This is a genomic window from Sporichthya polymorpha DSM 43042 (assembly GCF_000384115.1).
GTDB lineage: Bacteria > Actinomycetota > Actinomycetes > Sporichthyales > Sporichthyaceae > Sporichthya > Sporichthya polymorpha.
Genome location: NZ_KB913029.1, coordinates 5,079,835 through 5,103,739, shown reverse-complemented (window position 1 = coordinate 5,103,739; position 23,905 = coordinate 5,079,835). Strand labels below are relative to the sequence as shown.

Below are 23,905 nucleotides of genomic sequence, written 5' to 3'. Positions count from 1 at the left end.
TCAAGGGAGGCGGCCGAGGGTAAGGGCGAGGCGGAGGGCGTAGGCGCCGCGGGCGGTGCCGGGGACGGCGCCGGTGATCTCGGCGGCGCGGCGGAGCCGGTACCGGACCGTGTTGGGGTGGACGAACAGCGCGCGGGCGGTGGCCTCCAGCGACCCGGCGAGCTCGAGGAAGGTGCTGACGGTCTCGAGGATCGACGAGCCCGCGGCCGCGAGCGGTTCGTAGAAGTCCTCCACCAGGGCGCGGCGGGCGGCGGCGTCGCCGGCGAGGGCGCGCTCGGGGAGGAGGTCGTCGGCCTCGACCGGCCGCGGGGCGGCGGGCCAGGCGGCGACGGCGCGGAGCCCGGACAGCGCGGCCGCGGCGGACCCGGTCGCGGCGGCGAGGTCCGTCACCAGCGGCCCCACGACGACCGGCCCCGGGCCGAAGCGGTCGACGATCGCCCCGCCCGCGGCGCGGAGGTCCCCGACGCCGCCGAGGATCACGAGCAGCCGCTCGCCCTGCACCCCGACGAGGACGTCGAGGTCCGCGTGCCGCGCCGCACGCTGGACGGCCCGCACGACGTCGGCCGGGTCGCCGTCCGGCGTGTGCCCGGCGACGACGGTGACCGGCCCCGGGTGCGACCAGCCCACCGCGGCGGCGCGGGAGTTCAGCGCCTCGTCGGACTCACCGCGCAGGACGGCGTCGACGATCAGCGCCTCGAGCCGGGCGTCCCACGCACCGCGCGCCTCGGCAGCCGTCGCGTAGACCTGCGCCGCGGCGAACGCGAGCTCGCGCGAGTAGCGGAGCACCGCCGTCCGCAGCCAGTCCGCCTCGCCGGGGGCGGCGAGGTCGCCGACCTGGCTCTCCAGCACCTCGACGGTGAGCCGGACCAGCTCGACGGTCTGCGGCAGCGACACGGCGCGGGCCATCTCCGGCGGCGCGGCCGCGAAGACGTCGGTGGGCAGTTGCGCGCCCTCGGCGGGGTCGCGCAGCCACGTCGTGAACGACGTCAGGCCGGCGGTGACGATCAGCCCGATCAGCGACCGCCGCTCGGCCGGCAGCTCGCGGTACCAGGGGAGCTGCGCGTTCATCGCGTCCACGGCGGCCGCGGAGATCTGGCCGGCCGCCTGCTCGACCCGACGGGCCGTCGCCTCGTGCTCGGCGTGGACGGCACTCGCCCGGGTTGGCGACATGGACCGCAGCCTAGGCGGCACGAGCGGGGCGCCTCGGGGAAGATCTCCGGGATGAGTGAGAGCCGCGACCCGCTCGGGGACCTGGACTCGATCGCGTTCCTGCTGGAGCGCGGTCACGCCCCGACGCACCGCGTGAAGGCGTTCCGCAACGCCGCCGCGGTGCTCGCCGACCTGCCCGAGGGCGAGCTCGCGGCGCGCGTCGCCGCCGGGACGCTGAAGGAGCTCAAGGGCATCGGCGACACGACGGCAACGGTCGTCGAGGAGTCCCTCGCCGGCACCGTCCCCGGCTACCTGCGCAAGCTCGCGGCCGAGTCCCCGGCGTCGGTCGCGCCCGGGGGAGAGGCGATCCGCGCGGCGCTCAAGGGCGACCTGCACACGCACTCCGACTGGTCGGACGGCGGCAGCCCGATCGAGGAGATGGCCCGCACCGCGGCCGACGTCATCGGCCACGAGTACCTGGTGCTCACCGACCACTCACCCCGGCTGACCGTCGCCAACGGGCTCTCCCGCGACCGGCTGCTGCGTCAGCTCGACGTCGTCGCCGAGATCAACGAGCGCCTGGCACCGTTCCGGCTGCTCACCGGGATCGAGGTCGACATCCTGGACGACGGCTCGCTCGACCAGGACGCGGATCTGCTCGCCCGCCTCGACGTCGTCGTCGCGAGCGTCCACTCCAAGCTGAAGATGGATGCCGACTCGATGACCCGGCGCATGGTGAACGCCGTCGCGAACCCGCACGTCGACGTCCTCGGGCACTGCACCGGCCGCATCGTGAAACGCGACCCCGACGGCAAGCGCGGGGGACGAGGCGGCCGGCCGGAGTCGCAGTTCGACGCCGAGCTCGTCTTCGCGGCGTGCGCACGCTTCGACGTCGCGGTCGAGATCAACTCCCGGCCCGAGCGGCTCGACCCGCCCAAACGGCTCATCGCGATGGCCGTCGAGGCCGGATGCCGCTTCTCGATCGACTCCGACGCCCACGCGCCCGGGCAGCTCGACTGGCAGCCCCACGGCTGCGTCCGCGCGACCGAGATGGGCCTGAGCCCGGATCAGATCGTCAACACCTGGGACCTGGACACGCTGCTGGAGTGGACCCGGCGCCGCTCCTGACGCGGCGTCAGCAGTTCGGCAACGGGGCGGTGTACGGCGCGAGGTGGCGGCGGTTGAGGTACAGGCCGTTGTGGAGCTGGACCCAGGTGCCCTGGCGGCAGGAGATCCAGGCCAGCGAGCCGAGCGGGAGCTTCGCTGCGGTCGGCGTCGTGTCCGCCGGGCCCGTGCGGGTGAACGCCCCGCCCGAGGTCAGGACCTGCACCGGGTAGCTGCAGGTCGGCAGCGGCTTGCGTGCCCCGCCGCCGACGTAGGCGTCGGAGACGTAGCTGCCGTCGACGAGCTTGTCCCAGACTCGCGAGCCCTCGACCTCGGGGCCGCTCACCTGGCACACCACCGCGACCTCGGTGCCCGGCTCGGCGGAGCCGACGATCTCGGCCGAGGTCCCGGGGGAGCGGCGGAAGTTCAGCGTCGAGGCGCTCGTGACCGGGTACGTGCGCGCCACCGTGGCGACCGGGGCGTCGACGGAGTCGGAGTCGATGACCATCCGCACGCCGCCGTGCGTCTCGGCGTGGTCCCCGCGGTACTGCTTCGCGCGCTGCGAGGCCGACCAGCGGTTGTTCGGGACCCCGGCCCAGCCGGTCAGGCGCGGCGAGCGGTCCCAGCGCGCGACCCACACGGCGTCGGGCCGGGCGTCGGTCTTCGAGTTGTACCGCTTCGCCGCGTCGGCGAGCCCGGAGGAGAGCGCGCCGTACAGCCCGGAGAGGTAGCCGTGGCGGTGCAGCTCGCGCGTCCAGGCGCTCACGTAGGCCGCGACGGCCCTGACGCAACGGGGCTTGCTCGGGTCGTAGGGCTCGATGTCGGCGTAGATCGGGGAGCCGGGCAGCAGGCCGAGGTTCTTGGCGGCGACGACCGCCTCCGCGGCCTCCGTCCGCCCGGACGCCGCCGCCGAGGCCGGCTTCATCGGCTTCTTGCGCTTGTTCTCCCGGCACGGCGCCTGCAGGCCCATGTTGATCGGCAGCAGCTTCCAGCCCATGGCGCTGATGTCCCGCACCCAGGCCGCGGTGAGCTCCGGCTGCGTGCAGGCCCGGTTGCGGCCGCTCACATAGATCCCGACCGCGCCGTACGGGGAGGCGCGCCAGGCCTCCATGGCCCGGCGCGAGGGCGCGGTGCAGATGTCGAAGGCGAGCCCGCGGTACCGGGTCGCGGTCGCCGCGGCCGGGTACGCCGGCCCCGGGTTGGGCGAGGACGTCGCGGCCGGCGCGTAGGCCGGCTCGGCCGTCGGGGCCTGGTCGGCCTCGGCCTGGGGCCCGACGAGGACGGCGGCCAGCCCCATCGCGGCCAGCAGCAGCGCGGCGAGAACGGTGACCGCCCGGTCCCGCCGAGTCGCGGCGGCGGTCCGGACGACCCGCTGCTGGCGGGACATGGGCGCAGGGTGCCTCTCGTTGGACGGGGTGGAACCCGTTCAGCGTAGAGGCCAAAGAGGCCAAAGTGCTTCAAGTGACTGATGTGACGAATGGTGTTTCGTCCGGGTTGGTCCCCGTCCGGCGTCCCCTGCTCATGCATGAGCGGGAGGTCGAAAATCGGACACGATCGGGCCCGAAATCGACCGTCTGCTCATGCATGAGCAGACGGTGGGGGGCGCCCGGGGGGCTCAGGTCTCGCCGCCGGCCTCGGTGGCGGTGGTGGCGGTGACGTCGGTGAGCCGGTAGGTGTCGAGGGCCTTGCGGACGGTCTCGGGCTCGATCTCCTTGCGGGCGGCGAGCTCGGCGAGGGTCCGGACGACGATCGACTGGGCGTCGACGCGGAAATGGCGGCGCAGGGCGGCGCGGGTGTCGGAGCGGCCCCAGCCGTCGGTCCCGAGCGAGATGAAGTCGCTGGGGACCCACCGCGCGATCTGGTCCGGGACGGCCTTCATCCAGTCGCTGACCGCGACGACCGGGCCGGGGGCGCCGGTCAGGGAGCGGGTGACGTGGGGGACGACCGGCTCGGCGTCGGGGTGGAGCAGGTTGTGCTCCTCGCACGCCATGCCGTCGCGGCGCAGCTCCGACCACGACGTCACCGACCAGACGTCGGCGCCGACGCCCCACTCGGACGCGAGCCGGGCCTGGGCCTCGAGCGCCCACTGCATCGCCGGGCCGGACGCCAGGAGCTGGGCCCGCGGGGCGCCGTTCGGTACCTCGGGCGCCGGCGCGTACCGGTACATGCCGCGCAGCAGCGCGTCGACGTCCAGGCTCGCGGGCTGCACCGGCTGGACGTAGGGCTCGTTGTAGACCGTCAGGTAGTAGAAGACGTCCTCGCCGTGCGGGTGGGCGACCGACGAGCCGTACATCCGCTTGAGCCCGGACTGCACGATGTGGCCGATCTCGAACCCGAACGCGGGGTCGTAGGCCACGCACGCCGGGTTGGTCGACGCGAGCAGCAGCGAGTGCCCGTCCTCGTGCTGCAGGCCCTCGCCGTTCAGCGTGGTGCGGCCCGCGGTGGCGCCGATCAGGAACCCGCGGCCGAGCTGGTCCGCGAAGGCCCAGATGGCGTCGCCGGTCCGCTGGAACCCGAACATCGAGTAGAAGATGTAGACGGGGATCATGTGCTCGCCGTGCGTCGCGTACGACGTGCCCGCGGCGACGACCGAGCCCATGGCGCCGGCCTCGCTGATGCCCTCGTGCAGGATCTGACCCTGCGTCGATTCCTTGTAGGACAGGAGAAGCTCGCGGTCGACGGCGTCGTAGTTCTGGCCGTGGGGCGAGTAGATCTTCGCGGTCGGGAAGATCGAGTCCAGGCCGAAGGTGCGCGCCTCGTCGGGGATGATCGGCACGAAGCGGTGGCCGATCTCCGGGTCCTTGATCAGGTCGCGGATCAGTCGCACGAACGCCATGGTCGTCGCGACCGGCTGCTTGCCCGAGCCCTTCTCCATCTGGGTGAACGCGGCCGCGCCCGGCAGCTTGAGCGGCTTGGCCCGCACCACGCGCGAGGGCAGGAACCCGCCGAGGGCGCGGCGCCGCTCGAGCAGGTAGTTGATCTCGTCCGAGTTCTCACCGGGGTGGAAGTACGGCGGCAGGTCGGCCTCGAGCGCGGCGTCCGAGATCGGCAGGTGCAGCCGGTCGCGGAACTCCTTGAGGTCGTCCTTGGTCAGCTTCTTCATCTGGTGCGTCGCGTTGCGCGCCTCGAAGCTCTTGAGCGTCCAGCCCTTGATGGTGTGCGCGAGGATCACCGTCGGCTGGCCGACGTGCTCGCGCGCGGCCTTGAACGCCGCGTAGACCTTGCGGTAGTCGTGACCACCGCGCGAGAGCTTGGTGAGCTGCTCGTCGGTCATGTTCTGGACCATCTTGCGCAGCCGCGGGTCCCGCCCGAAGAAGTTCTCGCGGATGTAGGCGCCGGACTCGGTCGTGTAGGTCTGGAACTGCCCGTCCGGCGTGGTGTTCATGGCGTTGACGAGGACGCCGTCGACGTCGCGCGCGAGCAGCGGGTCCCAGTCCCGGCCCCAGACGACCTTGATGACGTTCCAGCCCGCGCCGCGGAAGTAGCTCTCGAGCTCCTGGATGATCTTGCCGTTGCCGCGCACCGGGCCGTCGAGCCGCTGCAGGTTGCAGTTGACGACGAACGTCAGGTTGTCGAGCTCCTCGCGGGCCGCGACGCCGATCGCGCCGAGCGACTCGACCTCGTCCATCTCGCCGTCGCCGAGGAAGGCCCACACGTGCGAGCGCGACGTGTCCTTGATCTGACGGTTGAACAGGTACCGGTTGAACCGGGCCTGGTAGATCGCGTGCAGCGGGCCGAGGCCCATCGAGACGGTCGGGAACTCCCAGAAGTCCGGCATCAGCCGCGGGTGCGGGTACGACGGCAGACCGCCGACCGGGGAGGTCAGCTCCTGCCGGAACCCGTCGAGCTGGTCCGCCGACAGACGACCCTCGAGGAACGCGCGCGCATAGATGCCGGGGGAGGCGTGGCCCTGGATGAAGACCTGATCGCCGGACTCGCCGCCCGCCTTGCCGCGGAAGAAGTGGTTGAAGCCGACGTCGTAGAGCGACGCCGCCGACGCGTACGTCGCGATGTGCCCGCCGACGCCGATGCCGGGCCGGTTCGCGCGCGACACCATGACGGCCGCGTTCCAGCGGATGAACGCGCGGATGCGGCGCTCGACGTCCTCGTCGCCGGGGAACCACGGCTCGTTCTCGGTCGAGATCGTGTTGATGTAGTCCGTGCTGCGCAGACCGGGGACGCCGACCTGTCGCTCACGGGCGCGTTCGAGCAGTCGGAGCATCAGGTAGCGCGCGCGGGCCTGGCCGCCTCCGTCGATGACGGCGTCGAGCGACTGCAGCCACTCCCGCGTCTCCTCGGGGTCGACGTCCGGCAGTTGGGTGGGCAGCCCGTCGCTGATGACGGAGAACCGTTCGCGTCCTGATGTCACGGCGGAGGTCCTTTTCTTCCGAGGCCACCCCCTCCGGTGCCGGGGTGTCCCCTCCATCGTTGTCCTGGAGATCGTTTCGTGCATCGCTACCCTCCGGTAAACCGGGCGTTTCGGGCGTGAGGTGTGTCTCGATCGCTGTCCACACCTCCGGCGGGGGTACTTGCGCGGCGGGCCTCGAACCGGATGAACTACCCGCCAACCACCTCAGTGGGACACACGAGGAACAGGAGACATACGTTGGGCGCCAGCGCCGAGGGCGCGGCCGCGACCATCTCGCGGCTGGGCTTCGCCTCGGGTCAGGTCGTCCAGGAGATCGGTTACGACGACGACGTCGACTTCGACCTCCGCGACGCGATCGAGGACGTGACCGGTAACGAACTGGTCGACGAGGACTACGAGGAAACCGTCGACGCCGTCCTCCTGTGGTGGCGCGAGGGGGACGGTGACCTGGTGGACGCCCTGGTCGACTCCCTGGCCTCCCTCATGGACGGGGGTGTGGTCTGGCTGCTGACGCCGAAGTCGGGCCGACCCGGTCACGTCGAGCCGTCCGACATCGGCGAGGCGGCCCCGACCGCCGGCCTGTCGCAGACCAGCAGCATCGCCGCGGCGCCCGACTGGTCGGGCACCCGTCTGGTGACCCCCAAGGCCGCCCGCAAGCGCTGACCCGTAGGTTGGTGCCGTGGCGATCGAGATCGGCGCGAAGGCCCCCGACTTCGCACTTCGCGACCAGCACAACGTCGTGATCACGCTGGCGGAGCACCGGCCCAAGGCGGTGCTGCTCGTGTTCTACCCGCTGGCCTTCACCGGCGTGTGCGCCGGCGAGCTGACGCTGCTGCAGGCCGACGTCGAGCACTTCCAGAACGACCGGGTCCAGGTCCTGGGCTGCTCGGTCGACTCGCCGTACACGCAGCGCGTCTTCGCGGACCGGGACGGCCTGAAGTTCCCGCTGCTCTCCGACTTCTGGCCGCACGGCGAGGTCGCCCGGGCCTACGGCGTCTTCGACGAGAACGCCGGCGTCGCGACCCGGGGCTCGTTCCTCATCGACAGCGAGGGCGTCGTCGTCTGGCGGACGCTCAGCGACATCGGCCGGCCCCGCAATCACGAGCTCTACCACGAGGCCCTGGCCCAGTTCGTGGGATGATCCCGCGGCACGGGCGTATAGCTCAGCGGTAGAGCGCCGCCCTTACAAGGCGGTGGTCACAGGTTCGATCCCTGTTGCGCCCACCCAGTCCCGGCCGGCCGGTTCACGGCGTCCAGGCCGGGTCCCGGCCCGAGAGGCCGAGCGCCCGGACGAACGGCGGGGCGTCAGCCGGTACCTCGACGACCGGGCCGAACAGGCCGTCGCGGCTGTCGGCGAACTCGGGGGCCGCGGACATCTGGGTGAACCCGAGGACGGCGCCGGCGCTCGCCTCGTCGCAGGCGAAGTTCTGGCCGGTGGCGCGGGCGAGGTCCCAGCCGTGCAGGACGAGCTCGTCGAGCGCGACGACGCCCATGACCTCGGCCGGCATCGTGACGCCGTCCGCGGTCGCCTCGCCGGCCCAGGCCGCCGGGTCGCGCCACGCCTGCGCGAGCTCGCCGAGCTGCTTGGGCAGCAGCGCCCGCCACTCCGGGTTCAGCTCGACGTCGGTCGGCGCGCCGCCGGCGGGCGCGTCCGGGGGCGGCGGGACCTTGCGCGCGGCGTCGGTGAACGCCTGCGTCAGCCCGAGAAAGTGCTCGAGCAGCGCGCCCACGGTCAGCCCCACGCACGGGGTCGGGGCGGTGAGGTGCTCCTCGCGCACCCCGTCGAGCAGGCGGATCACCTGGGTCGCGGCGGGGGTGAGGTCGGGGCCGGGCTGGGTCTCGGGCATGGCGCGTCCTTCCGCAGAGGGGGTCGCATCCACAGACGGGCGCCGGGCCCGAAACTCATCGCGGCAGGTCGTAGGTGATCCGGCCCTCGCCGTCGACGGTCTGGACGACCTCGCCGCGTTCGGCGAGGACGACGAGGTGGGCCCAGGTCTCGCCGACGGCGAGGATCTGGTTGTAGGTGTTCAAATCCGCGAACGGGGTCTCGCGGCGGGTCCAGCCGATCGCCTTCGCGGCCTCGGCGGGGGAACCGGCGCCGGCGCGGATCGCCTCGAGCGTGGCCGCGAGCCGGACGTCGTGGTGGTGCAGCAGCTCCTTCACCCGGCCGTGGACGCTGCCGCCCGGGGTCCCGTGGGCCGGGAGCATGAGGGCGTCGGGGTGGCTGAGCAGCAGCCGCAGCGAGGCCAGGTAGGCCGTCAGCGGGCTGTCCTGGCGGGCGGGCTCGAGGCCGATCGACGGCGTGATGTGCGGGAGCACGTGGTCGCCGGTGAACATCACCTCGGCGTCGGGGTCGAGGTAGACCAGGTGGCCGCGGGTGTGCCCGGGCGTCTCGATCGCGGTCAGGCTGCGCTTGCCGGCGTCGAGGACCTGGCCGTCGCGGATCCACTCGTCCGGGGTCTCGTAGGACTTCCGCGAGAGCTCGCGCTCCTCCGGCTGGATGGTGGCGGCCCAGGCCTGCCCGAGGTCGGGGGCGCCCCAGGCCGGCAGCAGGCGCAGCAGCGCCGCGTCGTTCGCGGACAGGATCAGGTCCAGGTTGGGCTGCTCGCCGGCCCCGAGCGCGACCTTCGCCCCGAACAGGCGGCGCAGCTCGATTCCGAGCGTGAAGTGGTCGCGGTGCATGTGGGTGACGAGGAACCGGCGGACGTCGTCGAGCCCGTAACCGATCAGGGCGAGGGAGTCCTCCAGCTGCGTGCGCGCCTCCGCGAGGGCCCAGCCGGAGTCGATGAGCACGCACCCGTCGGCGGGCTCCGGCCCGGCCGGGAGGACGTAGACGTTGACCGCCCGCAGGCCGTCGTTCGGCAGCGGCAGCGGGATGCGGTGGACCCCGGGTGCCACCTCGTACGCCCCCGGCGCGGTCCAGTCGCTTGGTTGATCGGTCATCTTTGTAGGTAAGCACGAGGACTTCGCAAACTGGGAACCGGGCTGGTCAGGACCGCGTCGAAGCCCTTATGGAGCCGCAGGCAGCCGTCGTCGCGCAGTCCCGTCTCACGACCGGGCCGGACCCGGTGACGATCGGGCTGTCGATGGTCAACTGGCTGGTCCTGATGCTGCTGATGTGCGGGTACCTGCTCGCGTCGACGACGAACGACGGCTCGACGCCGGCCGGCTCGTCCGCGGAGATCGGCGCGGCGGAGACCAGCAGCGCGGCGACGCGCTGAACCGCGGCCGCGCCGGGTAGCCTCCCGGCGTGCCTGCTGCCCTGCGCGACGTGGTCAAGGTCATCGAGAGCCGCTACGACCCCCGCTGGGCGGAGTCCTGGGACGCGGTCGGGCTCGTCTGCGGCGACCCGGACGCCCGTGTCGAGAAGGTCCTGTTCGCCGTCGACCCGGTGGCGGAGGTCGTCGACGAGGCCCTGGAGTGGGGCGCCGACCTGCTGATCACGCACCACCCGCTGTTCCTGCGCCCGGTGAACGGCGTCCCGGCGACGAACTACAAGGGTCGCCTGGTCCACCGCCTGATCGCCGGCGGCTGCGGGCTGCTCGTCGCGCACACCAACGCGGACTGCGCCACCGGCGGCGTTTCGGACGCCCTCGCCGACGCGCTCAAACTGCCGCCGGGCAAACCGATCGAGCCCCGGCCGTGCGACCCGATGGACAAGATCGTCACGTTCGTGCCGCACGCCGACGCCGACCGCGTCCTCGACGCGCTCGCGATCGCGGGCGCCGGGGCGATCGGCGACTACGACCGCTGCGCGTTCACCACCGAGGGCACCGGCACGTTCCGGCCGCTGCCCGGCGCGAACCCGACGATCGGCGCGGTCGGCAAGGTCGAGACCGTTGCGGAGACGCGGTTGGAGATGGTGCTCTCCCGCGACCGGCGCGGCGCCGTCCTCGCCGCGCTGCGCGCCGCGCACCCGTACGAGGAGCCGGCGTTCGACGTCCTCGAACTGGCCGGCGAGGTCGGCCCGCGGGGGACCGGCCGGGTCTGCGTCCTCGACGAGCCCGAGCCGTTGTCGATGTTCGTCGCCCGGGTCCGCGACGGGCTGCCCGCCACCGCCGGCGGCATCCGCGTCGCGGGGGACTCCACCCGCCTGGTCCGGCGCATCGCGGTGTGCGGCGGCGCCGGGGACTCCCTGCTCGGGGCCGTCCGCTCGATCGGCGCCGACGTCTACGTCACCGCCGACCTGCGGCACCACCCCGCCTCCGAGGCTCGCGAGGTCGACGGTGCCCCGGCGCTCGTCGACGTCGCGCACTGGGCGAGCGAGTGGCCGTGGCTGGCCCGCGCGGCGCAGGAGCTGGAGGCGGGTCTGACCGGCCGGAGCCGCGTGCAGACCCGCGTCTCCGAGATCGTCACCGACCCCTGGACGCTGCACATCTGACCCCGGCCGAGACCCCCGGCCGCCCCCTTCCAGGCCAGGCTCCGGTTCCGGCGGGCCGGGCGGGGATACGGTGGGAGACCGCACCCTTCAGGAGGATCCGCTGAACGTCGCGCTCGCAGACCAGTGGCGGCTGCTCGACCTGCAGGCGCTCGACACCCGCATCGACCAGTTGGCCCACCGGCGTCGGACCCTGCCCGAGACCGCGACGATCGCGGAGCTGGGGGTGCGCCGCGACCAGGTCCGGGACCTGCTCGTCGCCGCCGAGACCGAGGACTCCGACATCGCGCGGGAGCAGACGAAGGCCGAGGCCGACGTCGACCAGGTCCGCCAGCGGGCCGACCGGGACCAGAAGCGCCTCGACGCCGGCCAGGTCTCCTCGCCGAAGGAGCTCGAGATCCTCCAGCACGAGATCGCGAGCCTGGCCAAGCGACAGGGCGACCTCGAGGACGCGGTGCTGGAGATCATGGAGCGCCGCGAGGCCGCCCAGGCCCGGATCGCCGAGCTGACCGCCGAACGGGACCAGATCGCCGCCGACCTGGAGCGCACCGAGGCTGCGCTCGCGGCCGCGACCGCCGAGATCGACGCCGAGACCGAGAAGCTCGGCGGAGAACGGGCCACGCTGGCCGGTGGTCTGCCCGGCGAGCTCGTCGCGCTCTACGAGAAGGTCCGCGCCTCCTCGAACGGGCTGGGTGCGGCGGCGCTGCGCCGGGGTCGCTGCGAGGGCTGCCGGATGGAACTCTCCACGACCGACCTGAACAAGGTCCGGGCCACGCCCGAGGACGAGGTCGTGCGCTGCGAGGAGTGCCGGCGGATCCTCGTCCGCGTCGCGGACTCGGGGTTGTAGATGACGCGTCGGCTCGTGGTCGAGGCCGATGGAGCGGCCCGCGGCAATCCTGGTCCGGCGTCCTACGGCGCAGTCGTGCGCGACGCCGACACCGGTGAGGTCCTCGCCGAGCGCGCGGCCACGCTCGGGGTCACGACGAACAACGTCGCCGAGTACTCCGGCCTGATCGCGGCCCTGGAGGCGGCCTTCGAGCTCGACCCGACCGCACAGGTCGAGGTCCGCATGGACTCCAAGCTCGTCATCGAGCAGATGGCCGGCCGGTGGAGCGTCAAGCACGAGAACCTCAAGCCGCTGGCGAGCAAGGCGAAGACGCTGATCCCGGCGCAGGCGCAGGTGCGCTGGACCTGGATCCCGCGGGGCGAGAACACCCACGCGGACCGGCTCGCCAACCTCGCCCTCGACGGGTCGGGCCCGGCCGTCGAGCCGCCGCCCGGCGAGCGGACCGGTGAGATCCGCGTCGTGTCCGCGCAGCCGCTGGCCAAGGAGGTCGCGCTCGACGAGACCGGCCCGATCCCGAAGATCATCGGCTGGGCCACGGACCTCGGGCACGTCACGACCCTGCGCCTGCTCCGCCACGGCGAGACCCCGCACACCATCGAGAAGCGGTTCTCCGGCATCCGGTTCGACCCGCCGTTGTCCGAGCGCGGGCAGCAGCAGGCGAAGGCCGCGGCCACCCACCTCGCGGCGAACGGCGGGATCGACGTCATCGTCTCCTCGCCGCTGCTGCGGGCGCGGCAGACCGCGCAGGCGGTCGCGGACGCGGTCGGGCTCGAAGTGATCGTCGACGACGGGTTCCGCGAATGCGACTTCGGCGACTGGGACGGCCTGACCTTCGCCGAGGCCCGGGCCCAGGCCGGGGACGCGCTGTCGCAGTGGCTGTCGAACCCGGAGATCGCGCCACCGAACGGGGAGAGCCTGCTGCAGGTCGCGGCCCGCGTGGCGGAGGCCCAGCAGCGGATCCTCGCCACGCACGCCGGGCGCGGCGTGTTGATCGTGGCGCACGTCGGCTCGATCAAGATGCTGATCCGTGAGGCGCTGGGCGCGCCGATCGCGACGATCCACCGCCTGCAGCTCGACCCCGCGGCGCTGTCCACCGTCCGCTGGTACGGCGACGGCAATTCCGCCGTCCACGCCTACAACGAGACCGCCCACCTCGGCGAGTGGAAGCGGGTGGACGGGTCGTGAGTTCCGCGGACCTGCCCGAGGTGCCGGAGGACCTGCCGCCGGGAGTGCCGGCCGGCTCGCCGTGGCTGGCCTGGGCGCGCAAGCTCGACGCGATGGCGCGGATCGGCTCGACGTTCGCCTCGAACCCCTACGAGACCCGGCGCTACACCGAGCTCGCCGCGATCTCGAAGGCGATGCTCGCCGAGCTCTGGGCCCGGCCCGAGGTCGAGCTGCCCGAGATGTACCACCCGACCGAGGGCTACGTGACGCCGAAGGTCGACGTCCGCGCCGCCGTCTTCGACGAGGAGAACCGGCTGCTGCTCGTCCGCGAGGTCGCCGACGGCCGCTGGTCGTTGCCCGGCGGCTGGGCCGACGTCGGCGACTCCCCGGCTTCCTCGGCCGAGCGCGAGGTCCGCGAGGAGTCCGGGTTTCACTGCCGGCTCACCCACCTGATCGGCGTCTTCGACGCCCACGACCCGGGCTCGCCGTTCAGCGCCTACAAGATCGTCTTCGGCGGCGACGTCATCGGCGGCGAAGCCGGCGGCGACCACGAGACCGACGGCGTCGGGTTCTACACCCGCGACCAGCTCCCGCCGCTGTCCCACCGCCGCACCCCGGACCGCGTCATCGAGGCGATCTTCGCCCACCGCGCCGACCCCACTCTCCCCGCGCTCTTCGAGTAACTCCTCCCACGAAAGCGCAGATCCGTACGCGTTTTCCTCGGATTCGGCGTACGGATGTGCGCTTTCGTGGTGCAGAGCGATGAGTTTTGGGGTCCGCGGTCGTCACCAGGGGTACGAGAGCGACACACACCCCGGAGGAGACAGCAATGAACAAGCCGATCACCCCGTGCCTGTGGTTCGACGGGAACGCCCGGGAGGCCGCGGAGTTCTACACGTCGGTCTTCCCGAACTCGAAGATGGGCGAGGTCGGTCTCGCGCCCGACGGCGGCACGCCCAGCAACGAGGCGGGCGCCGAGATGGTCGTCGAGTTCACGCTCAACGGCCAGCCGTTCACCGGGCTCAACGGGGGCCCGATGTTCACGTTCAGCGAGGCGGTCTCGTTCCAGATCTTCTGCGCCGACCAGGCCGAGGTCGACCACTACTTCGACGCGCTCGTGGCGGGCGGCGAGCCGAGCTACTGCGGGTGGCTGAAGGACAAGTTCGGGCTGTCCTGGCAGGTCGTCCCGCTGCCGGTGCTCGAGCTGCTCAACGGGCCCAAGGCCCAGATCGCGTTCGAGGCGATCAACAAGCCCGAGAAGATCGTCATTGCGGACGTGCAGGCGGCTTGCGCGTGACCAACGTGTGCACGAAGCGGAGCTTGTCGAGCACCGCGGGGGAGAGCACGAACGGGTAGAGGTCCTTCTTGCCCATGCTCCGGTTGACGGCGTTGAGCGCGTAGGTCAGCGGGAGCCAGGAGTTCACCAGGTCGTCGAAGTCGTCGGTCTCGATCGGGACCGACGCCAGCGGGGCGTCGGGGTCCGGCGGGACCTCGACCTCCGGGCCCGCGACGACGATGCCGAACGCGGAGGCCGTCTGTAGGGCGTCGCGGATGTGCAGGTAGTGGGCGAACGTCTCGGCCCAGTCCTCCCACGGGTGGGCGGTGGCGTAGATCGAGACGTGGGTCTGGTCCCACCCCGGCTCCGGGTCGGAGGAGTAGTGCGCCGCGAGGGCCTCGGCGTAGTCGGCCCGCTCGTCGCCGAAGAGCTTGCGGGTCGCCGGCAGCGCGGGACCCCCGTCGACGAGACGCATCCAGTAGTAGTGCCCGACCTCGTGACGGAAGTGGCCGAGCAGGGTCCGGTACGGCTCGTCGAGGCGGACGCGCATGGTCTCGCGGTGCCCGTCGTCGCCCTCGGCGAGATCGAGGGTGATGACGCCGTCCGCGTGCCCGGTGGTCACCGGTTCGTCGACCGAGGACAGCAGGTCGAACTCCAGGCCCGGGCAGTCCGGCGTGGCCTCGACACCGAGGCCGAGGTCGTCGAGCTGGTAGAGCAGCCGGCGCTTGGCCGCCTCGGCGCGGGCGAACGCGGCCATGCCCTCGGTGTCGTCGTCGCTGGGGCGGGTGCGGGTCAGGTCGCAGCAGTCGCAGAGCCCGCCGTCGGGTGCGATCCAGTTGCACTCGGCCAGGACGGCGTTGGCGCACCGCGTCGCGGGCGGCGCGAGGACGAACTCGGCCGCGGCCCGGTCGAACCCGACCTCGGACTCGCAGTTCAGGCAGAGGCTGTTCTCGAAGAACAGCAGGTGCCCGCACTTCGGGCAGGAGAAGGAGCGCACGTCGCGACGCTACCCCGCAAAACCGCTGGTCAAGCGCTCCGTGGTCACGCGCTCCCGGGATCGCGGGATCCCGCGTCGGGGATCTCCGCCGTGAGCGGGGCCATGTCCACCGAGACCGTGAGGGTGTTCTTGGTGCTCTCGGTGAAGATGACGCCCTTGAGCGGCGGGACGTCGGAGTAGTCCCGCCCGATGGCCGTGACGATGTAGGTGTCGTCGACGAACTTGTGGTTGGTCGGGTCGAAGTCGATCCAGCCCATGCCGGGGGCGAACACCGACGCCCAGGCGTGGGAGGCGTCGGCGCCGATCAGCCGCGGCTTGCCGGGCGGGGGCTGAGTCTCCAGGTAGCCGGAGACGTACCGGGCGGCCAGCCCGACGGCGCGCAGGCTCGCGACCGCAAGGTGCGCGAAGTCCTGGCAGACGCCCTCCCGGGTCGCGAGCAGTTCGGGGAGCGTCGTGGTCACCGTCGTCGCCCCGGTGACGTAGGCGAAGCCGTCGCGGATGCGGTCGAGCAGGTCCGCGACCACCTCGTCGAGGCTGCGTGCGGGCCGCATCAGGTCGCGCGCGAACGAGGCGACCTGGTCGGCGCGTCCGACCATCGGCGACGGGAGCAGGTACTGCCGCGCGGCGTTGAGGTCCGGCGTCAGGTCGCTGCGGTCGGCGAGACGGTCGTGGACGTCCTTGGCTCGCAGCCCGCGGAGCGCGTCGCGCCGGGCGCTTCCCCGGTGGACGGCGACGACGCTGGTCGCCGTCACCGTCAGCTTCCGGTGAGGCGTGCGCACCGCGAAGTAGGTCGAGCGATTGCCGAAGTAGTCGGTGTGCTCGCGCAGGTCCGCCGGCTCCGGGTCGACCTCGACCTCGGCGGCGATGCGGTGCTGGCCGTCGCCATGACGGGGAATCAGATGGCCGCGTCCGTAGGAGGTGTCGACGTCGTCGTCGTAGACGTACTCGGTGCGGTGCACCAGTCGCCACACCTTCGCGTGGGCCGGGATCTCCGTGGCCAGAGTCGTGGTCGTCACCAGGCCTCCCACGTCGAGACGGTGACGTCGAGCGGACGCTGCGGCGCCGGCTGGACGAAGAAGATGCGCTCGACGTCGACGGCCAGGGTCGAGAGCAGCTTGTTGAGGTGGGAGAGCAGGTCGCGCAACCCCGGCCGCGTCCCGTCCTCCTCCGCCCGCGCGAGGGCGACGGTGTCGGCGTTGCGGATGATCGCCCGGATCTCGGCGAGGGCGTCGCGCACCGGCGAGATGCGCTCGGACTCGGCCGGGATCCGCTCGAGCGCCTCGCCGAGCCGGTCGAGCTGGTACGCCACGGCGCGCGGGTTCTCCCGATCGGCGAGGAGGAGGTCGAGCATCGTCCCGACGCCGGCGCGAGCCTGGTACCGACGACGGTAGGTGATGATGCTCTCCGCCGCGATGAGCACCGATTCGAGGACGAGGCTGTCGGTCTGCGGCGCCCGTCGGGCGGTGACGGCCGCCTCGAGCAGCGCGGTGACGTGCAGGGCCCGCTCGACCCGGCGTCCGATCTCGCAGAACCGCCAGCCGGCGTCGCGGACCAGGCTCTCGGCGATCAGGCCGGAGAGGGCGAGCAGGCCTTCCAGCACACGGGCGATCGCGGTCGGGACGTCCGGGGTCAGGACCTGCCGCCCGCGCAGCGTCCGGCGCAGTTGGTCGAGCTCGCGCTCCAGGCCGCCGAGGACGAGCCAGGTGTCGGTCGAGAGCTGCTCGCGGACGTCGCCGGAGACCTCGGTGAGGCGGCGCACCGCGAACGCGAGCGTGCCCTCGCGCTCCTCGTCGAGGACGAGCGAGAGCAGTTCTCCGGCCCGGCCCGCGAACCGGGTGTCGGCGTCGACGCCGAGGAAGCCCGGCGTGGTCGCGGTGACGCGGGTCAGCGTCTCGAGCAGCACGGCGAGCGCGGCGGCGCCGGTCCGCTCGGGGGAGTGGTGGAAGTCCGCCCAGCGGTCGTTGACCGCGCGGACCAGGCGGGCGGTGTCCTCGGCCCGCTCGGCGTAGCGGCCGAGCCAGAACATGTCCTCGGTGACGCGCGGCGTGATCGTGAGCGGGAGCACCTGGGACGGAGTCGCCTCGCGGACCCAGGGCTCGATCGTCGGCGCGCCGCGGGTGTTGCGGATCCAGACGTCCTTGGTGGTGAGAACCTGACGATCCGTCAGGGCGGGCGAGGTGCGGACCTGCCCAAGGCCGCCGGTCATCACCTGGAAGCTCGCGCCCGACGCGACCGCGAAGGTCCGCAGCGTCAGGTCCTGGGGGAACAGGTCGTCGGCGATGATGCTCGGCGCGGTCGAGCAGGGCAGCGACTCCTGCCCGACCCAGGCGTAGGGCTCGGACTCGATCCGGCGCAGCAGGTCCTCGCGCTGTTGAGCCGTCAGTTCCCAGCCGTGGACGCGGGTGCGGCTGATGCCGCGTGCGAGGGGCTTGATCACCATCTCCGGCAGCGAGGCGCGGACCTTGGCGAGCCCCGCCTCGTCGCCGCACCACCAGGTCGGCACGGACTTCAGCCGCAGCGGCTCGTCGAGCAGCGTCTGGCACAGAGCGGGCAGGAACGGCAGCAGGCCGGGGTTCTCCAGCACGCCGCAGCCGAGACCGTTCACGAGCGACACCGAGCCGGCGCGTGCGGCCTCGACCAGCCCGGGCACGCCGAGTTCGGAGTCCGGGCGCAGGTCGAGCGGGTCGCAGTACCAGGAGTCGACACGGCGCAGGATGACGTCGACCTGCTCCAGGCGGCCGAGGGTCTGCTGCCAGACCCGGCCGTCGGCGACGACCAGGTCCTCGCCGCGCACGAGCGGGTAACCGAGCAGCGTCGAGAGGTAGGCCTGCTCGAACGCGGTCTCGCTGCCGGCGCCGGGGGTCAGGAGCACGGCGCGGGGCGCCTCGGCGGTGGGCGGCGCGACCTGTTCGAGGCCGATCCGCATCGCGTGGAAGAACGGGCCGAGGCGGTGGATCTCGGCCTCGCGGTGCAGGCCGGGCAGGACGCGGGACACCACGCGCCGGTTCGCCATCGCGTACCCGGCACCGGAGGGGGCCTGGACGCGGTCGGCGAGGACGCACCAGGTCCCGTCGGCGGCCCGGGCCAGGTCGGCGGCGGCGAGGAACAGCTGGCGGGCCGTCCCGGTCGCGACGCCGTCCCAGACCCGCAGGAAGCCAGGGTGGGCGTGGACGAGTTCGTTCGGCAGGACGCCCGACCGCAGGGTGTTGCGCGGTCCGTACAGGTCGTGGAGCAGGGTCTCAAGCAGGTTCGCCCGCTGGATCAGGCCGGGCTCGAGCATCGCCCACTCGGCCTCGTCGACGAAGACGGGCAGCGGGTCGAGCACCCACGTCTGCTCCTCCGGCGCGCCGAGCGGCCGGTAGGTGACGCCGTCCTCCTCCAGGAGGCGGTGCGCCTCGGCCGCGGCGGCGGCCAGGCCGGAGGGCCCCAGGCTCTCCGCGACCGCGGACAGCTCGCGCCAGCCGCGGCGGACCCGGCCGTGGAAGCCGACCATCTCGTCCCACCGCGCGCGCTCGGTCCGGTTCCCGGACCGGCGGGCGGCGTAGGCGTGCACCATCCCGGACGCGTCGGTCCGGGACTCGCTCCCCGCGGTCACCGTCGGGGGCGGGTCCGGCGCAGGTCGAGCGTGCGCGGGTACTCGCCGGCGTCGGCCGCGGTACCCGCGATCAGCGACGTGGCCGGCGACGGATGCATGGCCACAGATTGCCATGCCTCCACGTCCACCGGGCCCGGTGTGTGGCCCTCGGGGACGAACCGTGCCCCGCGGCGGGCCTCCGCCTCGCCCGCATTGACCGGGAACGTCGTGTATGCCCGGCCACCCGGATGGGTCACGTGGTACGTGCACCCGCCCACGGCACGGGCGTTCCACAGGTCGACGACGTCGAAGACCAGCGGCGACTGGACATCGATCGTCGGGTGCAGCGCCGACGGCGGCGACCAGGCCCTGAACCGCACCCCGGCGACCAGGGCGTCGCCCGAGCGGGCCGGCGCCAGCGGCAGCGGGACGCCGTTGCAGGTGACGGCGTGCCGGCCCGGCACCGCGCCGGTGATCTTCACCTGCACGCGCTCGACGGAGGAGTCGACGTACCGCGCGGTCCCCGACCCGGTGACCTCCTCGCCGAGGACGTGCCACGGCTCGATCGCCAGGCGCAGCTCCAGGTGCACCCCGGCCACGTCGACGGCGCCGAGGCGCGGGAAGCGGAACTCCGCGAACGGGTCCAGCCAGGCCGGGGAGAACGCGATGCCGTGGGTGTTCAGGTCGGCGACGACGTCCGCGACGTCGGCGAGCGCGAACTCCGGCAGCAGGAACGAGTCGTGCAGCCGGGTGCCCCAGCGGACCAGCGGCCCGGAGTACGGCGCGTCCCAGAACCGGGCGACGAGCGCGCGGACCAGCAGCGCCTGGACCAGCGCCATGTCCGGGTGCGGCGGCATCTCGAACCCGCGGAGTTCGAGCAGGCCGAGCCGGCCGCGGTCGGAGTCGGGGGAGAACAGCTTGTCGATGCAGAACTCGGAGCGGTGGGTGTTCCCGGCGATGTCGGTCAGCAGGTGCCGCAGGGCGCGGTCGACGTGCCAGGGCCGGACGTCGCCGTCGGCCGCGAGGCGGGCGAGCTCGGCGAAGGCGATCTCGAGCTCGTAGAGGTTCTCGGCCCGGCCCTCGTCGACGCGCGGGGCCTGGCTGGTCGGCCCGACGAAGCGCCCGGAGAACAGGTACGTCAGGCCCGGGTGGTGCTGCCAGTAGGTGACCATCGAAGCCAGCAGGTCCGGCCGACGCAGCAGTGGGGAGTCCGCCGCAGTCGGGCCGCCGAGGGTCAGATGCCCGCCGCCGCCGGTGCCGGTGTGCGTGCCGTCCAGGCCGAACGTCTCGGTCGCCAGGCCCACCGCGCGCGCCGCGGAGTCGAGCGTCGCGTTGATCTCCGCGAGCTCCGTCCAGCTCGCCGCCGGGTGGACGTTGACCTCGATGACGCCCGGGTCCGGGGTGACGGTCAGCGAGCGCAGCCGGTCGTCGCCGGCGGGCGCGTAGCCCTCGAGGACGACCTTGGTGCCCGTCGCCGTCGCGCCCGCCTCGACGACGGCGAGCAGCGCGACGGTGTCCGCGGCGTCGGGCAGCGGCGGCAGGAACACGAACACGTGCCCGCCGCGCTCCTCGACGCACAACGCGGTCGTCGGCGCCCCCTCGACGGGGAGGACCGTCGCCGCGGGGCTCGTCGGTTCCGGGTCGGTCGGTTCGGGCTTCGGCGGCGGCTCGGCGTACCGCGGCATCGGCGGGGCCGGGGCGAACCGGGAGCGGTCGAACGTGACCGGCGGCGGCGTCCACGCGATGGCGTCGAGCGGCAGCCGCAGCCCCGCCGGCGACGTGCCCGGGCGCAGGAAGACCTCGCCGCGGCGGGTGCGCCACTGCGTCGTCGTCCAGCCGGTGCCGTCCTCGGTGCGGTTGAGCGGGATCGCGCAGGCGACCGGATCCCCGCGTTCGGCGTCGAGTTCGGCGATCAGGGCGTGGCGGCGCTCGGCGTCGGCCGGCCACGCCGACTGCGCGGCCGCGCCGTGCTCCGGTGGTGCGCCGGCGGGCAGACGGGCCTCGGCGGCGAGGCGGTCGATCGGGTCCTCGTAGAGGTGGCGGACGCAGTCGGCGGGGACCCCGAGGCCGGCGGCGATCGCCTCGGTCAGGGCGGTGACCGCGGCGCGCGCGGCGGGGGAGCCGGGGTCGACGACGGGCTCGCTCCACGGATCGTCGAGCAGGTCGGGGTTCGCCCACAGCGCGGCGTTGTCGCTGCGCCAGACGATGCCGATCTGCCAGCGGGGCAGCGGCTCGCCGGGATACCACTTGCCCTGCCCGTGCAGCACGACCCCGCGCGGGGCGTAGTGGGCCTTCAGCCGGTCGGCGAGCGCGACGGCGAACGCGCGCTTCTCCGGGCCGTCGGCGGCGATGCGCCACTGCGGGGAGTCCATGTCGTCGGCGGCGACGAACGTCGGCTCGCCGCCCATCGTCAGCCGGACGTCGCCGGCGACCAGGCGGGCGTCCACCTCGGCGCCGAGCGCGTGGATGCGCTCGATCTGCTGCTGGGAGTACGGCTTGGTGACCCGCGGGTCCTCGTAGAGGCGCCGCACCGTGTTGGCGAACTCCAGCGTGGTCTCGCACGGGCCGGTGGTGCCGGTGATCGCCGCCGCCTGCTCCGGCCGCGGCGTGCCGACGAGCGGGATGTGGCCCTCGCCGGCGAGCAGACCGGAGGTCGCGTCCAGGCCGATCCAGCCCGCGCCCGGGATGTAGACCTCGGCCCAGGCGTGCAGGTCGGTGAAGTCGGTGGCGGAAGCACCGGTGGGCAGATTTGACGGGTCGTCAGGAACGAGCTGGACCAGGTAGCCGGAGACGAACCGCGCGGCCAGGCCGAGCTCGCGGAGGATCGCCACCAGCAGCCAGGCGCTGTCGCGGCAGGAACCGAGTGCGCGGGTCAGCGTCTCGTCCGGGGTCAGGACGCCTTCCTCGAGGCGGATCGAGTACGCGACGTCGCCGGCCACGCGGCGATTGACCTCGACGAGGAAGTCGACGATCGGGGTGCCCTTCGCGGCGCCGGCGTCGAAGCGGTCGAGCCACTCGGCCAGCGGCGAGCCGGGGGAGTTGTGCCCGACCGGGCGCAGGTACGGCTCGAGGTCGTCGGCGAGGCCGCGGGGGTACTCGAACGGGAACTGACGGGCGTCGCAGTCGACGAAGAAGTCGAACGGGTTGATGACCGCGAGGTCCGCGATGAGGTCGACGGTGATCGACAGCTCCCGCGCCGGCTCCGGGAAGACCAGGCGCGCGGCGTGGTTGCCGTAGACGTCCTGCTGCCAGTTCACGAAGTGCGGCTCGGGCGCGACCTTCAGCGAGTAGCCGAGGATCGGCGTCCGGCAGTGGGGCGCCGGCCGGAGGCGAACCAGGTGCGGCCCGATGTCGGTCGGGCGGTCGAAGCGGTAGATCGTCCGGTGCTCGACCGCGACACGGATGGACACGCGTTCCTCCACGGGTAGGTCGCGAGCGTAGTGCTCCCCAGCGTGGCGCGCCGTCCGCCGGCGTCCGTTTCGGGAACGTGAACGGTGAGTACCGCGGTCAGTCGTCGAACCGCACGCTCGGTTGTGGGCGCGTGTTCACGTTCAGGGTGAAGACGTCGGGGCGGGCGTAGTGGCCGACGGGGTCGAACAGGCGCCGGTGGGGCGGCACGTTGCGCTCGACGTCGATCTCGGCGACGACGATGCCCTCCTGATCGCGCAGCGGCCCGGCGAGGATCGCGCCGCCGGGCGCGACGATCGTGCCGAGGCCCCGGCTCATCCAGTCGGCCTCGTCCGGGTCGGTCGCGTCCCGGTAGATGTCGCCGCGCAGGTCCGCGGGCACGTCGGCGCCGCGGAGGACGGGGGAGACCCCGATGACGTAGCAGCGGCCCTCCTTGGCGATGTGCCGCAACGTCGAGATCCAGGCCTCGTCGTTGTCCCACGTCGGGGCGAGGTGGATCTCGACGCCCCGCGCGTACATCGCCGCCCGCGCGAGCGGCATGTAGTTCTCCCAGCAGATCAGTCCGCCGACCACCCCGAACGGGGTGCGGACGACGTCGAGGGTCGAACCGTCGCCGTAACCCCAGACGGTGCGTTCGCCGCCGGTGGGCATGAGCTTGCGGTGGCGGCCGGCGAGCGAGCCGTCGGGGGCGAGGTAGATCAGCGTGTTGTAGAGCGTCCCGCCCTCGATCTCGTTGATGCCCATCGCGACGTAGGCGCCGGCCTCGCGGGCGGCCTCGCCGAGGCGGGTGACGACCGGGCCGGGGACCTGTACGGCCTGCTCGTAGAGGCGGCCCGTGTACCGGCCGTCGCTCCAGGCGGGCAGGCGCCAGACCCAGTCCGGGTAGGTCGGGACGAACGCCTCGGGGAACACGATGAGCTGTGCCCCGAGGTCGGCGGCCTCCTTGATCAGCGCGGTGGCCTTCTCGACGGTGGCGTCGGTGTCGAGGAAGACCGGGGTGGCCTGGACGGCGGCGACGGTGACCTGCACGGGGACCTCCGGCTGACGCGGGGTGGTGCGGTGCCGCGAGCATCCCACGGCGGGGGCCGGAAAGATCCGTCGAAATTTCTCGGCGGCCGTTGTCGATTCCGGGTCGGGGCGTTCGTAGCAGGGGTGAGAGACCGCGCACCAGCCGGTTCCACACCCTCAGGAGACCGCAATGACCGCCACCGCCACCACCGTCCTGTCCGCCCCGCGCACCTCGGTCCGCCCGCTCGTCCGCGCCGGCCTGCTCGCGACCGTGCTCGCCTCGATCGCCACGACCGTCGTCGCGGCCGTCGGCCAGGAGGCCGGGATCTCGCTCGACATCTCCGGCGAGGCCATCCCGCTGTTCGCCTTCGCCCAGCTCACCGCGCTGTTCTCGCTGGTGGGCGTCGGCCTCGCCGCCGTCCTCGCCCGCCGGAACCGAGCCCCGCGCCGGACCTTCGTCGTCACCACCGTCGCCCTGACCGTGCTCTCCCTGGTCCCGGACGTCCTCGCCGACGCCGCCTGGGACACCCGGGTCCTGCTGATGGCCACTCACCTCGTCGCCGCCGCGATCGTCGTCCCCGCCCTCGCCGCCCGCCTCCCCGAATGAGGCCTCTTGCGTCCGGGAAAGTGG

20 protein-coding genes and 1 tRNA gene are annotated in these 23,905 nt (G+C 72.9%); 11 read left to right on the top strand and 10 right to left on the bottom strand.

Features of this window, described 5'->3' with window-relative positions:
* Entirely contained in the window at positions 1-1,170 is a 1,170-nt protein-coding gene (locus SPOPO_RS0124635) for a PucR family transcriptional regulator (protein ID WP_019877845.1), read from the bottom strand.
* A 51-nt stretch (positions 1,171-1,221) separates the two neighbouring features.
* Between SPOPO_RS0124635 and SPOPO_RS0124630 the strand changes: the two genes are divergently transcribed.
* A complete protein-coding gene (locus SPOPO_RS0124630; RefSeq protein WP_019877844.1) occupies positions 1,222-2,277 on the top strand; it encodes a PHP domain-containing protein in 1,056 nt (351 codons plus the stop codon).
* Between the two features lie 7 nt (positions 2,278-2,284).
* Here SPOPO_RS0124630 and SPOPO_RS33285 read toward each other — a convergent pair whose 3' ends face one another.
* Positions 2,285-3,640, bottom strand: a complete 1,356-nt coding sequence (locus tag SPOPO_RS33285) for a glycoside hydrolase domain-containing protein (RefSeq protein WP_019877842.1) — start codon at positions 3,638-3,640, stop codon at positions 2,285-2,287.
* Between the two features lie 228 nt (positions 3,641-3,868).
* Positions 3,869-6,622, bottom strand: a complete 2,754-nt coding sequence (gene aceE, locus SPOPO_RS0124620) for a pyruvate dehydrogenase (acetyl-transferring), homodimeric type (protein ID WP_019877841.1) — start codon at positions 6,620-6,622, stop codon at positions 3,869-3,871.
* Between the two features lie 237 nt (positions 6,623-6,859).
* On the opposite strand from aceE, the gene SPOPO_RS0124615 reads away from it, so the two are divergent.
* The 3 genes from SPOPO_RS0124615 (at position 6,860) to SPOPO_RS0124605 (ending at position 7,846) form a co-directional block, all read left to right on the top strand.
* Positions 6,860-7,285, top strand: coding sequence for a DUF3052 domain-containing protein (locus SPOPO_RS0124615; protein ID WP_019877840.1), 426 nt, complete (start codon positions 6,860-6,862; stop codon positions 7,283-7,285).
* A gap of 16 nt (positions 7,286-7,301) precedes the next feature.
* Complete coding sequence (locus SPOPO_RS0124610; protein ID WP_019877839.1) at positions 7,302-7,763, top strand: peroxiredoxin; 462 nt, start codon at positions 7,302-7,304, stop codon at positions 7,761-7,763.
* Positions 7,764-7,774: 11 nt separating this feature from the next.
* A tRNA-Val gene (locus tag SPOPO_RS0124605) sits at positions 7,775-7,846 on the top strand.
* Positions 7,847-7,866: 20 nt separating this feature from the next.
* Here the strand turns inward: SPOPO_RS0124605 and SPOPO_RS0124600 are convergent.
* Both SPOPO_RS0124600 and SPOPO_RS0124595 read right to left on the bottom strand, forming a co-directional pair.
* Positions 7,867-8,469 carry a TIGR03086 family metal-binding protein gene (locus tag SPOPO_RS0124600; protein WP_019877838.1) on the bottom strand — a complete coding sequence of 201 codons (603 nt, stop codon included), beginning with the start codon at positions 8,467-8,469 and terminating at the stop codon, positions 7,867-7,869.
* 55 nt (positions 8,470-8,524) lie between these two features.
* Entirely contained in the window at positions 8,525-9,565 is a 1,041-nt protein-coding gene (locus SPOPO_RS0124595) for an MBL fold metallo-hydrolase (protein WP_028985094.1), read from the bottom strand.
* 68 nt (positions 9,566-9,633) lie between these two features.
* Here SPOPO_RS0124595 and SPOPO_RS0124590 point away from each other — a divergent pair, with 68 nt between their 5' ends.
* From SPOPO_RS0124590 to SPOPO_RS0124565, 6 genes are all read left to right on the top strand, one after another.
* The gene (locus SPOPO_RS0124590; protein ID WP_019877836.1) at positions 9,634-9,843 is read left to right on the top strand and encodes a hypothetical protein; all 210 of its coding nucleotides are present in this window, start codon (positions 9,634-9,636) and stop codon (positions 9,841-9,843) included.
* Between the two features lie 29 nt (positions 9,844-9,872).
* Complete coding sequence (locus tag SPOPO_RS0124585; RefSeq protein ID WP_028985093.1) at positions 9,873-11,003, top strand: Nif3-like dinuclear metal center hexameric protein; 1,131 nt, start codon at positions 9,873-9,875, stop codon at positions 11,001-11,003.
* A gap of 100 nt (positions 11,004-11,103) precedes the next feature.
* The gene (locus SPOPO_RS0124580; RefSeq protein WP_342672923.1) at positions 11,104-11,847 is read left to right on the top strand and encodes a zinc ribbon domain-containing protein; all 744 of its coding nucleotides are present in this window, start codon (positions 11,104-11,106) and stop codon (positions 11,845-11,847) included.
* Positions 11,848-13,032, top strand: coding sequence for a bifunctional RNase H/acid phosphatase (locus SPOPO_RS0124575; RefSeq protein WP_019877832.1), 1,185 nt, complete (start codon positions 11,848-11,850; stop codon positions 13,030-13,032).
* Complete coding sequence (locus SPOPO_RS0124570; RefSeq protein ID WP_019877830.1) at positions 13,029-13,694, top strand: NUDIX hydrolase N-terminal domain-containing protein; 666 nt, start codon at positions 13,029-13,031, stop codon at positions 13,692-13,694. Before SPOPO_RS0124575 ends, SPOPO_RS0124570 begins: the two co-directional genes overlap by 4 nt.
* A gap of 146 nt (positions 13,695-13,840) precedes the next feature.
* The gene (locus tag SPOPO_RS0124565) at positions 13,841-14,308 is read left to right on the top strand and encodes a VOC family protein (RefSeq protein ID WP_019877829.1); all 468 of its coding nucleotides are present in this window, start codon (positions 13,841-13,843) and stop codon (positions 14,306-14,308) included.
* Here the strand turns inward: SPOPO_RS0124565 and SPOPO_RS0124560 are convergent.
* From SPOPO_RS0124560 to SPOPO_RS0124540, 5 genes are all read right to left on the bottom strand, one after another.
* Positions 14,277-15,284 carry a zinc-binding metallopeptidase family protein gene (locus SPOPO_RS0124560; RefSeq protein ID WP_019877828.1) on the bottom strand — a complete coding sequence of 336 codons (1,008 nt, stop codon included), beginning with the start codon at positions 15,282-15,284 and terminating at the stop codon, positions 14,277-14,279. The genes SPOPO_RS0124565 and SPOPO_RS0124560 overlap by 32 nt on opposite strands.
* 44 nt (positions 15,285-15,328) lie before the next feature.
* The gene (locus tag SPOPO_RS31495; RefSeq protein ID WP_019877827.1) at positions 15,329-16,300 is read right to left on the bottom strand and encodes a transglutaminase family protein; all 972 of its coding nucleotides are present in this window, start codon (positions 16,298-16,300) and stop codon (positions 15,329-15,331) included.
* Positions 16,297-18,879 (bottom strand): circularly permuted type 2 ATP-grasp protein, encoded by a 2,583-nt coding sequence (locus SPOPO_RS31490; RefSeq protein WP_019877826.1) that lies wholly within the window; start codon positions 18,877-18,879, stop codon positions 16,297-16,299. The genes SPOPO_RS31495 and SPOPO_RS31490 overlap by 4 nt, the downstream gene beginning before the upstream one ends.
* Positions 18,876-22,268: a transglutaminase family protein gene (locus SPOPO_RS0124545; RefSeq protein WP_084671521.1), complete on the bottom strand. Its 3,393-nt coding sequence runs from the start codon at positions 22,266-22,268 to the stop codon at positions 18,876-18,878. Before SPOPO_RS0124545 ends, SPOPO_RS31490 begins: the two co-directional genes overlap by 4 nt.
* A gap of 97 nt (positions 22,269-22,365) precedes the next feature.
* The gene (locus tag SPOPO_RS0124540; protein WP_019877824.1) at positions 22,366-23,295 is read right to left on the bottom strand and encodes a carbon-nitrogen hydrolase family protein; all 930 of its coding nucleotides are present in this window, start codon (positions 23,293-23,295) and stop codon (positions 22,366-22,368) included.
* A 169-nt stretch (positions 23,296-23,464) separates the two neighbouring features.
* Here SPOPO_RS0124540 and SPOPO_RS0124535 point away from each other — a divergent pair, with 169 nt between their 5' ends.
* Complete coding sequence (locus SPOPO_RS0124535) at positions 23,465-23,881, top strand: DUF6069 family protein (protein ID WP_019877823.1); 417 nt, start codon at positions 23,465-23,467, stop codon at positions 23,879-23,881.
* Positions 23,882-23,905: the final 24 nt, after the last annotated feature.

Bases quoted from the DNA above. Each gene is read 5' to 3' on its own strand.
- SPOPO_RS0124535 (WP_019877823.1), top strand. From the start codon at position 23,465: ATGACCGCCACCGCCACCACCGTCCTGTCCGCCCCGCGCACCTCGGTC.
- SPOPO_RS0124590 (WP_019877836.1), top strand. From the start codon at position 9,634: ATGGAGCCGCAGGCAGCCGTCGTCGCGCAGTCCCGTCTCACGACCGGG.
- SPOPO_RS0124575 (WP_019877832.1), top strand. From the start codon at position 11,848: ATGACGCGTCGGCTCGTGGTCGAGGCCGATGGAGCGGCCCGCGGCAAT.
- SPOPO_RS0124635 (WP_019877845.1), bottom strand. From the start codon at position 1,170: ATGTCGCCAACCCGGGCGAGTGCCGTCCACGCCGAGCACGAGGCGACG.
- SPOPO_RS0124630 (WP_019877844.1), top strand. From the start codon at position 1,222: ATGAGTGAGAGCCGCGACCCGCTCGGGGACCTGGACTCGATCGCGTTC.
- SPOPO_RS0124595 (WP_028985094.1), bottom strand. From the start codon at position 9,565: ATGACCGATCAACCAAGCGACTGGACCGCGCCGGGGGCGTACGAGGTG.
- SPOPO_RS33285 (WP_019877842.1), bottom strand. From the start codon at position 3,640: ATGTCCCGCCAGCAGCGGGTCGTCCGGACCGCCGCCGCGACTCGGCGG.
- SPOPO_RS0124600 (WP_019877838.1), bottom strand. From the start codon at position 8,469: ATGCCCGAGACCCAGCCCGGCCCCGACCTCACCCCCGCCGCGACCCAG.
- SPOPO_RS0124565 (WP_019877829.1), top strand. From the start codon at position 13,841: ATGAACAAGCCGATCACCCCGTGCCTGTGGTTCGACGGGAACGCCCGG.